Here is a 15126-nt window from a genome sequence, read left to right on the forward strand (position 1 = left end):
TGTCCTGGCCCATGGTGAGGTGCCGCTATATCTCGAACACATGCTGCCGCAGGCCGATCAGGCGCGGCAACTCCAGCACCTGCTCGCTGCCACCGTCGTACAAGCGCGCCAGCGACTCGGCCGCCTGCTCGATCGAGGCCAGCACGCTCATTTGGCCGCGCGGCATGGCCACGTCCACGTTCAGCAGGCCCACCAGGGCGACTTTGTCGCTGGGCTGCAGTTCAGCGTCTTCATCGGCGGGCCGGTGCTGCGCCACATGCAGGTCTACCACGGGCCGATAAGGCTCGATCAGGTCATCGGCCAGGTTAAAGGCGTTTTGCTCGCTGCGGTGAAACAGTCCAAGGCTGGGCAGCATGCCGTGTGCCACCAGGGCGCGAGCGCAGGCACCGCGCATCACGGCGTAGCCATAGTCCAGCGCGGCGTTGCTCCACCCCGTTTGGCTGCGGTGAAAGCTGCGGCCAAACACCTGCGGAAAGTAGTAGGCGCTCGCCTGCGCTTCCAGGTTGCCGCCATCGCCGGAGCGCACGCGGCGCGCGTAGGAGGCTAGGCGGTCGGTGCCCACCGTGCCCAGCAACTCCATGCAGCGCGCCTGATTGCCGATCTTCACCTGCACGATGTGCGCCCAGGCGCGCTTGGCGCTGGGTTTGTCCAGGTCGAGCTGCAGGCGCTGCATGCGTGTGGCGCGGCTGTGCTGCAGAAAGGGCATGAACACGCCGTTGGGCTGGTGGTTGTCGCCCGTGCTGTACAGGCCGATGCCGTATTCGCCGCAAGCCGACAGCACGGGGTGCGTCAGCGTGATCTCGCGGTGGTTGAGCACAATGACGGCGATGTCCTCGAACGGCACGCGCGCGCTTTGCTCCTGCTCTACCACCAGCGCGAAATGCTCGCGCTTGAGTTTGGCCGGACGGTTGATGACGATGCTACGCCAGACCACTGCGCGTCTCCGGTGGCGCTAGGTAGATACGGCCCAGCACATCGACGTTGAATTTTTCAACAGAGAGGGCGGTCTTGACGCCTATGCCGCGAATCAGACCGTCCTTGCCAACCGATGCGGCGCGGTCGTGAGCCCAAAGGTTCATGGCACCGGTCGAGCGATCCGCACCTGAGTAATAACCTGACTGTTGCTCCTTTTTCAAGGTCACCTTGACATAGTCATTTGGATAAACCGAGAACAAGAATGCAAAGCTCTCGTCAATCAGCGTCCACTCATCTTCATCCTTGAACGCCACGATGGCCCGATTCGGCAAGCCCGTCACCCGGTGATGCACATACACCGGTACCAGATGGAACTTGCCCGCCTTGGTGAAAATGTCCACGCGCAGCATGCTGTCGTTCTTGGCCAGACCGCCCCGGATCGGTATGCCGGTTTGCTTGCCACGTACCAGCTTGATGCTGCGCACGACGGGGCCGGTGGGCTGGTTGTTCTTGTCGGGCTTGTGAAACAGGTTGTCGGGGCCGAAGGCCTTGTCAGCCCTGCCGCCGAATTGCTCCAGTCGCTGGCGAATGGCTGCGTACAGCCTTTCGTTGCGGTGCGGTTCGACAAAATGATCGTTGCTCTCCGGGTTGAGCAACTTGTCAAAGTCTTGCAGCTTCAAGCTGGTGAGCAAGATTTTTTCAATCACGCCACCTTGTTGTTTCAGGCTTTCAGGCTGGGCGTAGATAGTCTCCTTGTGCACGGCGCCGCCGCTGCGCCGCTGTGGCGCACGCGAGACGAACAACGTGCGCAGTCGGCCCAGGTCTTCTGTGGTGTAACTGCCCAGGCGCTGCATATCCTCGCGTAGTGCGGCCAGGTCGTCGGTGAACAGGCGCGCCTTCAGTTCGTGGGCAAAGTGCGTCCAGGGTTCGGGGAAGTGCTGGCGCGCGCGGTCGAACGCGGCTGGGTTGAGAATTTCGCCTGTCTCCGGGTCGGGGAAACCTTCCTGCAGAAAGGAGATTTCCTTGCGGCGCGAGTAGTCCGCCAGCGCCTTGACCATGCCATGCGTGCAGGCGGCGACCACAGCGGCGTCCAGCGCGTGGTGGCGGTCGCTGTCGCCACGCACTTTGGTCAAGCCCCAGCGCGCGCGCAGGAAGGCGGTGAGCTGGCCGTTGACAACCACACAGCGGCGCGCCGTGTCGCCATCGGCGCGCGCAGCCAGTTGCAGGTGTTCTTCGACGTAGTTCTTGAAGAATTTGCAGATGTAGCGCGTGTCGTTTAGGTTGCGGTCGATAAATCCCTTGGATTCGTCGACGCCGTAGTTCTTGCGCAGCAGCCGGTTTCGCTTGGCCATACGGTAGGCTTTGTTGCCCTGCACCCAGGCGACAAAGGTGCGCCAGCGTTCGCCATCCTCGCCGTCAGGAAAGCTGGTGAGGTATTCGAATGCGGTGCGGTTGCCCTTGTTCTGGTTCTCGTGCGTGAGCACCAGCACCTTATTGTTCTTGCTGTCGTCGTAGCTGCGCGAGTAGGGCAGGGCGTGATCGACCTGCGCGTAGTTGTGGTCGTCCAGTACACGTTGGATGTCCAGCGGCTGCTGGCTGTAGGCGCACTGGCCGAGCTGCTCACGGTAGAGCATCCATTTTTCAAAGGCTGCGGCCTTCGGTTTGTAGCCAAAATCTCGCTCGAATTCGGAGCGCGCCCTGTCGTTGCGGTCGCGGAATTCCTCCTGCGCCCTTTTTACCTTGTTGCGCTCATCCAGGGGGCGCGACAGATCACGCGCCATTTCGATGTTCACAGCGATGGGGCTGCCATATTCGCGGATCAGCGCGTTGACGACCTTGCGCGCCTGGTTGAGCGCGCGCAGCACCACGGGGTTGCGCGGGATGTCGGCGTCGTCACGGAACTGCATGGAGCCGATGTGGTCGCCTTTGCCCGCGTATTTGCGCTGCGCCTCGTAGAACGGCGGCAGGTACAGGTGCTTGGCGGCGCCTGGTTCAATGCGCTGGCTGTGATGCCCATATTCGGGGATTTGCGCCACGGCCTCGTCGTAGCGCAGGCCGCTTTGCATCAGCGGCACGATGCGGCGCAAGGCCTTGAGCGAGAGGCTGGAGAACTTGTCGAAACTGATTTTCTCCAGTACGGCAATACTGGCGGCCGGCTCGGGCAGGGCAAGCTGGCGCAGTTGCTGCACGACTTCGGCACCATCTTTGTATACGCTGAGCACGGTGGCGATCTGGTCGAGCAGCGTAGGGTCGCCATCGAGCGCAGGGGTGCTGATTTGCTGCCACAGGGCTTCGTGCCCCGCTGCCTTGAAGGCCTTGCGTAGCTCATGCCAGGCAGGCAGCTTGACCAGGAACTGATCCTCCGGGTCTTTCGTCTTCTCGGCGTCGATTTGCGCCTGGCTGGGGTAGGCCAAGCCACCAAAGCGCACGCCATCGCCCCACAGTCCGGCTTTGATGAAGGCGTTTTTCAGTGTCTTGTATTTGGAGGTTTCGGTCTGGTAGGGCAGCAGCAGCGCGGCTTGGCGCTCTGCTTCGTTCAACGGGCGTGAGCGGCCATCGACGACGATGCGCAGGTTGTTCAGCCGCGTGAGCCAGACATGGCGCTCCACCGAGAAACTGGCCTTGGGTGCGCGATACTCGCCTTTCTCGAAGGTGCATTTGCCCAGCATCTTGAGCAGGTCGGCACCCGACAGCGCAGGCTTTTGTTGCCAGAACAGGCCGCTCTTGCGGTCGCCATCGCCGAGGATCAATTTCTCAAAGAAGTCACTGGCGTGCGGATTGCCCAAGCGACGCTGAGTGGCAAAGAGTAGCGCCAGTTCCTCACCCAGCAGCACGCGCGACAAGGCCTTGTCGTATTGCCCGCGCTTGTTGCGTTGCGCGTCGGGGAATTCCGCCAACACCATTTCGGCGGCGCTGCGGTAGTTCTTGGCCTGCATCAGCGCTTTGGTATGAGCGAGTCCCTGCTTGACGCGCCCGCCCTCGGCGTCACTGTCGGCCTTGGCTTCCTCGGCCTTGCTCGTCCAATGAAAGCCCCGGTGTTTGCACTGGTGATAGATGACGCGCGCCCATTCCAGTGGAGTGAGCAGGCGATCAAGCCCCTGGCGGCGCAGTTCCCAGGCGCTGTCGCCGTAACTGGGAGCTTTGGCAAACAGCTTGGCGTCGGCGATCAGCCCTTTGCGCTTGAGGAGGCGCGACAGTTGCGTCAGGCGCCAGGCGCGGCGGTACAGGCGGCGGCGCAGCAGGCGTGCTTGACGGCGGGTGAGATTGAGAGGGTCGCCTTCCTTGGCGGTTTCGGCCTTGTCGAAGCAGCGCACACCGAGGTCAATGATGCGTTGCTCGCCCAATATAGCCCAGCCAACGGACGCGATCCCAATATCCAGGCCAAATACGTGCTGCGCCATGAAACCTCCCTTGCTATACTCGGCCCCGATTGTGGTTATCCGGGGTGAGAGCCGTTGCTGCAATAAGGAGGGGTCGCAAGACCCCGTCCGTACCCAAAAGCCTGGCAGGGAAACCTGTCAGGCTTTTTTATTGTCGACGCGTAACGGAGTTTGTCAAAACGCAACGATGTACGGGGGTGATGGACGCCAGTAGAACTACAGCGCGAAGATCTTGCCCGGATTGAGGATGTTCTGCGGGTCCAGCGCGCGCTTGATGGCGCGCATCATCTCCACCGCGCCCTCGCCGGCCTCGTCCACCAGAAAGCCCATCTTGTGCACGCCCACGCCGTGCTCGCCGGTGCAGGTGCCGCCCAGGCGCAGCGCGCGCGCCACGAGCTGGTGGTTGAGCCGCTCGGCTGTCTCGCGCTCGGCGGTGACGGCCGGGTCCAGCAGGTAGCCGAAGTGGAAGTTGCCGTCGCCCACGTGGCCCACCAGGAAGTAGGGGATGCCGCTCGCGTCGGCCTCGGCCACGGAGTCGAGCAGGCAGTCGGCCAGGCGGCTGATGGGCACGCAGGTGTCGGTGCTGATGGCCTTGCAGCCGGGGCGGCTCTGTACGGCGGCAAAGTAGGCGTTGTGCCGCGCGGTCCACAGGCGCGTGCGCTCCTCGGGCGTGGTGGCCCATTCAAACGCGTTGCCGTCCCATTCGCGTGCAATGTCCTGGACCACCTCGGCCTGTTCCTGCACGCCGGCGGGCGAGCCATGGAATTCCATCAGCAGCAGCGGCTCCTCGCGCAGACGGAGCTTGCTGTGGGCGTTGACCATGCGCACGCTGTTGGCGTCGATGAGCTCCACGCGCGCGATCGGCACACCGAGCTGGATGGTCTGGATCACCGTGCGCACGGCGGCCTCGATGGTGGGAAACGAGCAGATCGCCGCGCTCACCGCCTCGGGCAGCGGGTACAGGCGCACGGTGACCTCGGTGAACAGGCCCAGCGTGCCCTCGCTGCCCACCATCAGGCGCGTGAGGTCGTAGCCGGCGCTGCTCTTCTTGGCGCGCGTGCCGGTGCGGATCACCTCGCCACTGGCGGTGACCACCTCCAGCGCCAGCACGTTCTCGCGCATGGTGCCGTAGCGCACGGCGTTGGTGCCGCTGGCGCGCGTGGCAGCCATGCCGCCGATGCTGGCGTCGGCGCCGGGGTCGATGGGGAAGAACAGGCCCGTGTCCTTGATCGCCTCATTGAGCTGCTTGCGTGTGATGCCGGGCTGCACGGTCACGGTGAGGTCGTCGGCGTCAACGGACAGCACCCGGTTCATGCGGCCCATGTCGATGCTGATGCCGCCCTGAACGGCCAGCAAGTGCCCTTCGAGCGACGAGCCCGCGCCGTAGGGGATCACTGGCACGCCGTACTGCGCGGCCAGGCGCACGGCGTCCTGCACGTCCTGCGTGTTCTCGGCAAAGACCACGGCCGCCGGCGGGGGCGCCTGTAGCGAGCCCTCGTCGCGCCCATGCTGCTCGCACACCGCCTGCGCCGCCGAGTACTGCGCGCCAAAGCGTGCGGCCAGCGCATCCAGCATCGCCTGTGGCACGGGGCGCGGCGTGGTCAGGGGTTGCAGATGGGCGGTGGTTGCGGGGGCGTTCATGGCGGGCTTCCTTCAAGGCGCGTGGGTGGCGGCCATTCTAGAAGTCCGGGCTGCGGCCTGCGGGCCGAGTGTTGAGGCCGATCTAGCGTGTATCCATGGAAAAACCCCGCCCGCACCCTGGAGGACAGTGCAGGCGGGGGTGGTGGCGGCCCGAGAGGACGGGGTCGCCCAGACGGGCCGCCCAGGACGGGTATGGCGTTGCGCTCGAAGGGTGCGTAATCAATGCTTGACCATGCCCGTCCCTTTAAGCGTCAAGACCGGCTGCCGGCCTCGAATTCGGTGCGGGACAGACTGCCGTTCTTGTCCTTGTCCAGCGCCTGGAAGCGGTTGGCGATGGCGGGTAGCTGGCCCGCCTCGGCGCTGCTCAGCTGGCCGTCGCGGTTGGCATCGGCGCGTTCAAAGGCGCTGGCGCTGGCGCTGCTGCCGCTGGGCGTGGCCGTGCTGCTGCCGCCAAAGGTCGCTTTGGGCTGCGTTGTGGCTGGGCCCGGCCCCGTCTGGTACTGCGGTTGTGCGGAGGGGGCGCTGGGCGTCTGGGCCTGCGCCGCCGCACCGCCCACGGTCAGCGCCGCAAACAGCATCACGCTGCGGGCATCGAAGGAGGGTAGGGTGCGTCGTTGCGGTGTGTGAGGCATCGATTCGGCTCCGGTGGAAGTTGAACAGGCCTTCATTGCACCTCAGCATGGATGCCGCAGCCAGCACTTTTGCCCGCTGTTGCCCGTCTCCACAATGGCCCGGCGGATGTAACGCACAATCGTCGCCCCGGCCCCGAATGAGGAGGAAACGCGCCATGGGAAACAGACTGACACAAATCGCCACGCGCACCGGCGACGACGGGTCCACGGGCCTGGGCGACAACACCCGCGTGTCCAAGGCCAGCGGCCGCCCGCAGGCCATGGGCGACGTGGACGAGCTCAACTCCCACATCGGCCTGCTCCTGTGCGAGCCGCTGCCCGCGGACATGCGCGAGCTGCTGATCGACGTGCAGCACCAGCTGTTCAACCTGGGCGGCGAGCTGTCCATGCCCGGCTACGAGCTGCTCAAGGACGATGCGCTGCTGCAGCTGGACAACGCGCTCGCGCGCTACAACGCCGAGCTGCCGCGGCTGCTGGAATTCATCCTGCCCGCGGGTACGCGCGCCGCCTGCCAGGCCCATGTGTGCCGCACGGTGGCCCGCCGTGCCGAGCGCGCCGTGGTGGCGCTGCAGCAGCACGAGACCATGCGCGCCGCGCCGCGCCAGTACCTGAACCGTCTGTCCGACCTGCTGTTCGTGCTCTCGCGCGCGCTCAACCGCATGGACGGCGGCAGCGAGGTCTACTGGAAGAGCGAGCGCCTGGCACGCCAGAACGATGCTACTGAATAAGTAGCTGACAGCGCAGACTGGTCAAGCGCTGCGGCACGATGGGGCGCATAACACGATGGGGCGCATAAGTCTCCGCAACGCGGCAGGTGCGCCGGCGCGCAATCCATCACCCCGCTCCAACCTTCCGAAAGCCGCAGCGCAGGCCGCAGGCGCTGTCTTTGGGCGCGAGTGGGGTGGTGTTACTATTAAAAAAGTAGCTGCTCGCGCTTATCCATCAAGCGCTACACCCCGATTGGACCCATTGTCCCACTGCGGCCCGGAACGGTGCCGGCGCGCGATCCCTCGTCATGCTGCCCTTCCGAAGTCCGCGGAGCAGGCCACGCCAGCAGACGCCGCGCAGCGCCTCAGGGGGATGCCTTTATTTCGGCGCCAGCATCGCCATGGTGATGCGCGACACGCAGGTCAGCTCGCCCGCGTCGTTCACCATGTCGATCTGCCAGACCTGTGTGGTCTTGCCGATGTGCACCGGCCGGGCCGTGCCCGTGACCCATCCGCTCCTGGCGGCGCGCAGGTGGTTGGCGTTGATGTCCAGGCCCACGGCCAGCCAGCCCTCGGGGCTGGCGTGGTAGGCGCCCACCGAGCCCAGTGTCTCGGCCAGCACCACGCTCACGCCGCCGTGCAGCAGGCCGAAGGGCTGGCGCGTGCGCTCGTCCACGGGCACGCGCGCGCGCAGGAAGTCGTCGCCGACTTCGGTGAACTCGATGCCCAGGTGGCTCACGGCGGTGTTGGCGCTGGAGGCGGTGATCAGCGCGAGGGTGGTGGGTTTTTTCCAGAGGGTCATGGTCTGAGGGGTCTCACATCAGGGCTGCGCCCGGCAGCGGCTCCGGGCTTTGGCACGATTGGTGGGCTCGGTGGCGGAAGTTGCAACCTCCACACGCCCAGAATCGACCGGTTTGCTCGTTTGGAGCTTATCCGTTTCCCGTGCGCAGTGCTTTGCGTGGCCCATCAGCGGGCCGGGGCGCCGCGGGGCAGCCTTCCCATCCAACCCACACATTCCTTTGACCATGCAACGCCGCCAGTTTGTCCTCCAAGCCGGCCGGGCCGCCGCCCTCGCGGCCGCGCCGGCCTTCGTGCTCCCGGCCCGTGCGCAGGACGCGCCAGGCGTGTCCGCCAAGGCCCTCTCGATCGGCTGCTCGGCCGCCATGAGCGGCCCGCTGCTGGGCTTTGGCACCGACATCCAGCTGGGCGCGGGCGCTGCTTTCGCGCAGGCCAACGCGCGCGGCGGTGTGCATGGGCGCACGCTGCAGCTGCAGATGGTGGACGACGCCTATGACCCCGAGCGCACGCTGGCCAACGTCAAGCAGATCATCGGCCAGGGCAGCGCACTGGCGCTGCTGTCGTGCGTGGGCACGCCCAACAACACGGCCATCGTGCCGCTGGTGGAAGAGGCCGGTATTCCCTACGTGGCGCCGATCACGGGCGCGTCGTCGCTGCGCAAGAGCACGCGCAACGTGTTCCATGTGCGCGCCAGCTACACCGACGAGGTGCAGCGCCTCATCCAGCGCCTGGCGGGCATGGGCCTGAAGGGCATCGGCGTGGTGTACCTGGACAACGGCTACGGCCGCGAAATGCTGGAGGACGCCACGCGCGCCCTGGCGGCGCTGAACATGAAGCCCGCCGTGCAGGTGGCCGTGGCCACCGACGGCAAGAACCTTCCCCAGGTGCTGCAGGCCGTGGCCGCGGCGCGCCCCTCGGCCGTGCTGCTGGCGACCGCGGGCACGGTGTCCGTGGGCCTGGTGCGCGGCATCAAGAAGGAATCGCCCGGCGTGCTCATGGCCGGCCTGAGCGTGACGCTGCCCAGCGCCAGCGTGGGCCAGCTGGGCGAGGACGGCAGCGGCCTCGCGCTGTCCATGATCGTGCCCGACCCCAACCGCGCCAAGCTGCAGCTGGTGCGCGACTACCAGTCCGCCATGCGCGCGCAGGTCAAGAGCGAGTTCTCGCAAGGCAGCCTGGAGGCCTACGTGAACGCGCGCGTGCTCATCGAAGGCCTGGACCGTGCCGGCAAGGACGTGACCCAGCCCAAGCTGCGCGCGGCGCTGGCGGGCATCCGCAACCTGGACCTGGGCGGCTTCGTGGTGGACTACAGCGGCCAGGCGCCCTACGTGGGCTCGCGCTTCATCGACCTGGGCGTGCTGGGCAGCACGGGCCGCTTCATCGCCTGAAAGCGGCACCGCTGAGGCGCTTTGCGCCTCGGTGCAGCTGCCCAAGGCGGCAGCCCTTCGGGAACGTCCAAGCCTGCGCAGGCAGCTAGTGCGCGCCGCAGTCCCGCTCTCGTATTTGCTGCGCGATGCGGGCAGGGGGCGCGCCCCACGGCCATGGGGCGGCGCGGCCGGTCCAGGCCCTTGCCTGGGGCGCGCCAGTTCTCCGTTCTTTGTGTAGGCCCCGGGGCGCCAGGGACGGCTGGGCCTTCAGGGCAGCATGCTGCCCGTGGCCAGGCAGCGCTCGTGCCAGGACAAGGCCTCGCCCAGGATGTGGGGCGTGTGCTGCGCGCCCTTGCTGCGCGCGCGGTCGAAATAGTCCTGCAGCAGCGGGCGGAAGTCCGGGTGCGCGCACTTGTCGATGATGACCTGCGCGCGCTGGCGTGGCGACAGGCCGCGCAGGTCGGCCAGGCCCTGCTCGGTGACGATGATCTGCGTGTCGTGCTCGGTGTGGTCCACGTGCGAGACCATGGGCACGATGCAGCTCACCTTGCCGCCCTTGGCCACCGAGGGCGTGACGAAGAACGACAGGTAGCCGTTGCGCGCATAGTCGCCCGAGCCGCCGATGCCGTTCATCATGGCCGAGCCCATCACGTGCGTGGAATTGATGTTGCCGTAGATGTCGGCCTCGATCATGGCGTTCATGGCGATCACGCCCAGGCGCCGCACCAGCTCGGGGTGGTTGCTGATCTCCTGCGGGCGCAGCACGATGCGGTCGCGGTAGAAGGCGATGTGTTCGTTGAAGTCCTTCAGCGCCTCGCTGCTCAGCGAGATCGCGGTGGCCGACGCCGCGGTCATCTTGCCGCGCTTGATCAGCTCCAGCATGCCGTCCTGCAGCACCTCGGTGAAGCCCAGCAGTTCGTCGAACGGGCCGTCCAGCAGCCCGGTCAGCACCGCGTTGGCCACGTTGCCCACGCCCGACTGCAGCGGCAGCATGTTCTTGGGCAGTCGGCCCACCTTCACCTCGTGGGCCAGGAAGTCGATGATGTGCGCCGCGATCTGGTTGGAGACTGCGTCGGGCTTGGCGAAGGCCGTGTCGCGGTCGCGCTGGTGCGTCTGGACCACCGCGATCACCTTGGACGGGTCCACGCGCAGGTAGGGCTCGCCGATGCGCTCGGTGGCCTGCGTCAGGTGAATGGGCTGGCGGCGCGGCGGGATGGCCGTGCCGTAGTAGATGTCGTGCATGCCCTCCATCTCGATCGGGGGCAGCGAGTTCACCTCGAGGATCACCTTGTCGGCGATCTCCAGCCAGGTCTTGTTGTTGCCCACGGCGGCCGAGGGGATCAGCCGGCCGTCGGGCAGGATGCCCAGCACCTCCACCACAGCCACCTGCATGGGGCCCAGGAAGCCGAACCAGGCGTGCTGCGCCACGTGCGAGAGGTGGATGTCCAGGTAGTGCACCTCGCCCGCGTTGATCTTGTCGCGGCAAATCGGGTCCGACTGGAAGGGCAGGCGCTGGTGGATGCCGTTCACCTTGGCCAGCGCGCCGTCCAGCTCGGGCGCGGTGGAGGCGCCCGTCCACACGTTGACCTGGAACGGCCGGCCTGCTGCATGCTCGGCCTCGATGCGCGCGGCCAGCGCCTGGGGCACCTGCTTGGGATAGCCCGCGCCGGTGAAGCCGCTCATGCCGATATTGGCGCCGGCCGGGATCAGGGCCGCGGCTTCGGCCGCACTCATGATTTTCTGGGCCAGACCGGGGTGCTGGATACGGGGGGACGACGAGGTGGGCACGCTAACTCCAGACGGACAAGCGCCCCGTGCAGGCCTGGCGGGCAGCTGGCGCGGGGCGCAAAAAAGAGCGTAAATCTTAGCAGCCGCTCCGTGCGCGGCTAGGGATAACCCTGGCCTTACACCGCGCTGACGCAGGCCGCCCGCGCAGGTACGGCCGCGTCGCGGCACCGGCCGGGCAGGCAGTACGATCGCGTCCACCATGCCGTTCACACCGCTTTGCCCCTCGTGCCGCCAGCCCACCGAGATCCGGCGCTTTGCCGCCAGCACCGGAGGCACGCTGGAGCTGGACCTGTGCTTTGCCTGCCAGGGCATGTGGTTCGACCCGCAGGAGAACACGCGCCTGGCGCCGGCGGCCGTGCTGGAGCTGTTCGAGCTGCTGCACCAGCACCGTGGCGATGCACACCACCCGCTGGCCGACCGGCTGCGCTGCCCGCGCTGCAGCCAGGCGCTGGCCAAGGGCTACGACGTGGCGCAGGGCGGGCGCTACGTCACCTACCGCTGCGCGGCGCGCCACGGGCGCTTTTCGACCTTTGGTTCGTTCATGGTCGAGAAGGGCTTCGTGCGGCACCTGTCCACGATGGAGATCGAGGCGCTGGCCGAGCGTGTGGGCACCATCAACTGCACAAGCTGCGGCGGCACGGTGGACATCCGCCACGACCACGCCTGCCCCTACTGCCGCTCGGCCCTGTCGCTGCTGGACCCGCAGGCGGTGGACAAGGCCCTGGCGCGCCACGGCAGCGCCGCCCGTCAGACCGCGCCGGCGGACGCCGCCTCGCCCGACGCCCTGGCCGACGCGCTGGTGGCGCTGGAGCGCAACCGTGCGCGGGAGGAGCGTGCACGCCAGCGCGAACGGCTGGAGGGCACGCGCAGCGATGAGTTCGACCTGCTCACCGCGGGCATCGAGATGGTGTGGTCACTGCTGCGGCGTTGATCTGTCTGCTACTAAAAAAAGAGCTGCTGGCGCTTATTACGATTGATTTTCAAGGCAGAAAGTGCCTTGAATCGTTTCAGGATAAGCGCTAGCAGCTATGGATATGGGAGCGCGCCTGGGCGCTCCCGCCCAGCCTTACTTGCCGCGGTTCAGGGCCGCGTAGAGCACGATGGCGCCGAAGGTCGCGGTGCCGATGCCGCCCAGCGCGAAGTCGCCGAACTTCAGCGTGAATTCGCCCGTGCCCAGGATCAGCGTGATCGCCGCCACGATGAGGTTCTTGTTCTGCGAGAAGTCCACCCGGTTGTCCACCCAGATCTTGGCGCCGGCAATCGCAATCAGGCCGAACACCACGATGGACACGCCGCCCATGACCGGCAGCGGGATCGCCTGGATCAGCGCGCCGAACTTGGGCGAGAAGCCCAGCAGCACCGCCAGCAGCGCCGCGACCAGGAACACCGCCGTGGAGTAGATGCGCGTGGCGGCCATCACGCCGATGTTCTCGGCGTACGTCGTCACGCCCGTGCCGCCGGCCGCGCCGCTCACCATCGTCGCCACGCCGTCGCCGATGAAGGCGCGGCCCATGTACTGGTCCAGGTTCTTGCCGGTCATGGCCGTCACGGCCTTGATGTGGCCCAGGTTCTCGGCCACCAGGATGATGACCACGGGCACGATGAGCAGCAGGGCGTTGGCTTCGAACACCGGTGTATGGAACTGCGGCAGGCCAAACCAGGCGGCGTTGGCGATGCCCGACACGTCGATCGGCTTGCCCAGGCCCATGCCGTTGGTCAGCAGCGCGTACAGCAGGCTGGCGATGATCAGTCCCACCAGGATCAGCAGGCGCTGCAGCATGCCGCTGGTGAATACCGCCACCAGCGCCACACACACGAAGGTCAGGGCCTGCATCCAGGCCTCGAAGTTGTTGGCCGCCATGTTCTTGATGGGGATGCCGGCCAGGTTCAGCCCGATCACGGCCACCACCGCGCCGGTGACCACCGGGGGCATGAAGCGCTCGATCCAGCCCGTGCCCACCAGGTGCACCACCACGCCCACCAGCGTGTACACCAGGCCGCAGGCGATGATGCCGCCCAGCGCCACGCCGATGTTGGCGTTGGGCCCTTTGCCTGCATAGGCCGTGGCCGCGATCACCACGCCGATGAAGGCGAACGACGAGCCCAGGTAGCTCGGGACCTTGCCGCCGGTGATGAGGAAGAAAATCAGCGTGCCGATGCCGCTCATCAGCACCGCCACGTTGGGGTCGAACCCCATCAGGATGGGCGCCAGTACCGTGGCGCCGAACATGGCGATGACGTGCTGGATGCCCATCAGCCCGGTCTGCGCCCAGGGCAGCCGCTCATCCGGTCCGATCACGCCGCCACCCTGCAGCACCTGCGCCGGGCGCTCATTCCATTGCAAAAGGGCCATGGGGCTCTCCTTGTGTGAAAGCGCTGATTTTAGAGGTTAGATGGGCCTCTGGCGCTTGTGTAGCAAGCGCAAACAGCTATCAAATCAGGAGTGTGCCGGAGTGCGCTATCACCCAGGGGTGCCAGACGGGCCCATCGCCGCCGGCCTGCCGAGCGTGGCGGGGCCGTTTTCTGCCGTCACGGGGCCCAGGTTTGCCAGGCCCTCAGCGCCCCGGCTTGCCGGTCTCGAGCGCGTGCAGCTCCTGCACCACGTCAACCACCTTGTGTGCGTCCTCGCGGATGCGCTCGATGGCGTCGCGCGCCTGGCGTGACAGCTGGGCGCCCTGCTCCACCGCCGCCACGCCGCCCTGGATGTGGTCGATCATCGCCCGCATCTCCTGCAGCACGGCCTGGATGGTCTGGTGGATGTCGTTGGTGGCGGTGCGGCTGTCGCCGGCGAGTTTGCGCACCTCCTCGGCCACCACGGCAAAGCCGCGCCCGGCCACGCCGGCGCGCGCGGCCTCCACCGCCGCGTTGAGGGCCAGCAGGTTGGTCTGGTCGGCCACGCGGCGTATGCCCTGCACGCTGGCGGCGATGCTCTCGGTCTTGCGCCCGAGTTCGTGCACGCGGGCCGCGGTGTCCTCGAACAGCTGGGCGATCGACTGGATGCGCGCCGTGGCGTCGACGATGGTTTGCGTGCCTTCTTCGGAGAGCTGCTGCGTCTCCTGCGCCACGGCAAACGCCGTGTTCACGCCCTGCTCGCGCGCCTGCGCCTGCTGCACACGCGCGGTGATGTCGGTGGCGAACTTGACGATGTGGCTCACCACGCCGTCAGGGTCGAGCACCGGGTTGTACGTCGCCTCCAGCCACACCGTGCGCCCCCGCGCATCGACGCGCTCGATCTTGCCCTTGGAATACACGCCCGCGCGCAAATCGTCCCAAAAGCGTGGGTAGTCGCTGCTTTGCGCGAATGCGGGCGGGCACAAGATGCGATGGTGCTGGCCCACCAGGTTCTGGCGGGTGTAGCCCATGGTGTGCAGAAAGTGGTCGTTGGCGCGCAGCACATGGCCTTGCAGGTCGAACTCGATCACTGCCATGGAGCGTTCGATGGCCTCCAGGATGGCATGGGCGCGTTGCGTCTGCTCCTGCGTGGCGGTCACGTCGTAAACCAGCCCCACGATGCGCTCCACCCGGCCGCGGGCATCGCGCACGGGGTAGAACATGCCCTGCACCCAGACCACGGTGCCGTTTTTGCAGCGGCGCTGCGCCGTGCCTTGCACGAATTCGCCGCCGCACAGGCGCCGCCAATTGGCCTGAAAGGCAGGGCTGGCAACGTATTCCGGTGGATAGAAAATCGTTTGGGGCTGGCCGATCAATTCGGCACGCTGGTAGCCCAGCAGGTCACAAAACCGCGCGTTCACTTCGCGCACCACGCCTTGGACATCCACTTCGACCACGGCCGCCTGCTCTGCAATGGCCTGCCAGCGCCCTTGTGCCGAAAAACGTTGCTGCTGCCACCACATAGGACACCTCGTTGCTCAGAAATACCGGGCACGTAGTGTACGTGCGG

At 66.6% G+C, this 15126-nt stretch carries 11 protein-coding genes; 3 read left to right on the forward strand and 8 right to left on the reverse strand.

What is annotated here, in order from left to right:
• Nucleotides 1-25 precede the first annotated feature (25 nt).
• The 4 genes from cas1 to DTPSY_RS00310 all read right to left on the reverse strand — a co-directional run bounded on the left by cas1 (nt 26) and on the right by DTPSY_RS00310 (nt 6568).
• Complete coding sequence (gene cas1 / locus DTPSY_RS00295) at nt 26-934, reverse strand: type II CRISPR-associated endonuclease Cas1 (RefSeq protein ID WP_012655175.1); 909 nt, start codon at nt 932-934, stop codon at nt 26-28.
• Nucleotides 921-4316: a type II CRISPR RNA-guided endonuclease Cas9 gene (cas9, locus tag DTPSY_RS00300; RefSeq protein WP_012655176.1), complete on the reverse strand. Its 3396-nt coding sequence runs from the start codon at nt 4314-4316 to the stop codon at nt 921-923. The genes cas1 and cas9 overlap by 14 nt, the downstream gene beginning before the upstream one ends.
• 195 nt (nt 4317-4511) lie before the next feature.
• Nucleotides 4512-5936 carry an FAD-binding oxidoreductase gene (locus tag DTPSY_RS00305; protein ID WP_012655177.1) on the reverse strand — a complete coding sequence of 475 codons (1425 nt, stop codon included), beginning with the start codon at nt 5934-5936 and terminating at the stop codon, nt 4512-4514.
• A 251-nt stretch (nt 5937-6187) separates the two neighbouring features.
• Entirely contained in the window at nt 6188-6568 is a 381-nt protein-coding gene (locus DTPSY_RS00310; RefSeq protein WP_012655178.1) for an EF-hand domain-containing protein, read from the reverse strand.
• A gap of 155 nt (nt 6569-6723) precedes the next feature.
• Here DTPSY_RS00310 and DTPSY_RS00315 point away from each other — a divergent pair, with 155 nt between their 5' ends.
• Complete coding sequence (locus DTPSY_RS00315; protein ID WP_012655179.1) at nt 6724-7296, forward strand: cob(I)yrinic acid a,c-diamide adenosyltransferase; 573 nt, start codon at nt 6724-6726, stop codon at nt 7294-7296.
• Nucleotides 7297-7654: 358 nt separating this feature from the next.
• Here DTPSY_RS00315 and DTPSY_RS00320 read toward each other — a convergent pair whose 3' ends face one another.
• The gene (locus DTPSY_RS00320; protein WP_012655180.1) at nt 7655-8077 is read right to left on the reverse strand and encodes a hotdog fold thioesterase; all 423 of its coding nucleotides are present in this window, start codon (nt 8075-8077) and stop codon (nt 7655-7657) included.
• 223 nt (nt 8078-8300) lie between these two features.
• Here DTPSY_RS00320 and DTPSY_RS00325 point away from each other — a divergent pair, with 223 nt between their 5' ends.
• Complete coding sequence (locus tag DTPSY_RS00325; RefSeq protein WP_012655181.1) at nt 8301-9458, forward strand: ABC transporter substrate-binding protein; 1158 nt, start codon at nt 8301-8303, stop codon at nt 9456-9458.
• A gap of 246 nt (nt 9459-9704) precedes the next feature.
• On the opposite strand, the gene scpC is transcribed toward DTPSY_RS00325, so the two are convergent.
• Nucleotides 9705-11225: a succinyl-CoA:acetate CoA-transferase ScpC gene (gene scpC / locus DTPSY_RS00330; RefSeq protein ID WP_012655182.1), complete on the reverse strand. Its 1521-nt coding sequence runs from the start codon at nt 11223-11225 to the stop codon at nt 9705-9707.
• A gap of 199 nt (nt 11226-11424) precedes the next feature.
• Here scpC and DTPSY_RS00335 point away from each other — a divergent pair, with 199 nt between their 5' ends.
• Nucleotides 11425-12156 carry a TFIIB-type zinc ribbon-containing protein gene (locus DTPSY_RS00335; RefSeq protein ID WP_012655183.1) on the forward strand — a complete coding sequence of 244 codons (732 nt, stop codon included), beginning with the start codon at nt 11425-11427 and terminating at the stop codon, nt 12154-12156.
• Nucleotides 12157-12291: 135 nt separating this feature from the next.
• On the opposite strand, the gene DTPSY_RS00340 is transcribed toward DTPSY_RS00335, so the two are convergent.
• The gene (locus tag DTPSY_RS00340) at nt 12292-13578 is read right to left on the reverse strand and encodes a solute carrier family 23 protein (protein ID WP_012655184.1); all 1287 of its coding nucleotides are present in this window, start codon (nt 13576-13578) and stop codon (nt 12292-12294) included.
• A gap of 202 nt (nt 13579-13780) precedes the next feature.
• Nucleotides 13781-15079, reverse strand: a complete 1299-nt coding sequence (locus DTPSY_RS00345) for a methyl-accepting chemotaxis protein (RefSeq protein WP_012655185.1) — start codon at nt 15077-15079, stop codon at nt 13781-13783.
• Between the last annotated feature and the right edge of the window lie 47 nt (nt 15080-15126).

The sequence above is a fragment of the [Acidovorax] ebreus TPSY genome (assembly GCF_000022305.1).
In the GTDB taxonomy this organism is placed as follows: domain Bacteria; phylum Pseudomonadota; class Gammaproteobacteria; order Burkholderiales; family Burkholderiaceae_C; genus Diaphorobacter; species Diaphorobacter nitroreducens.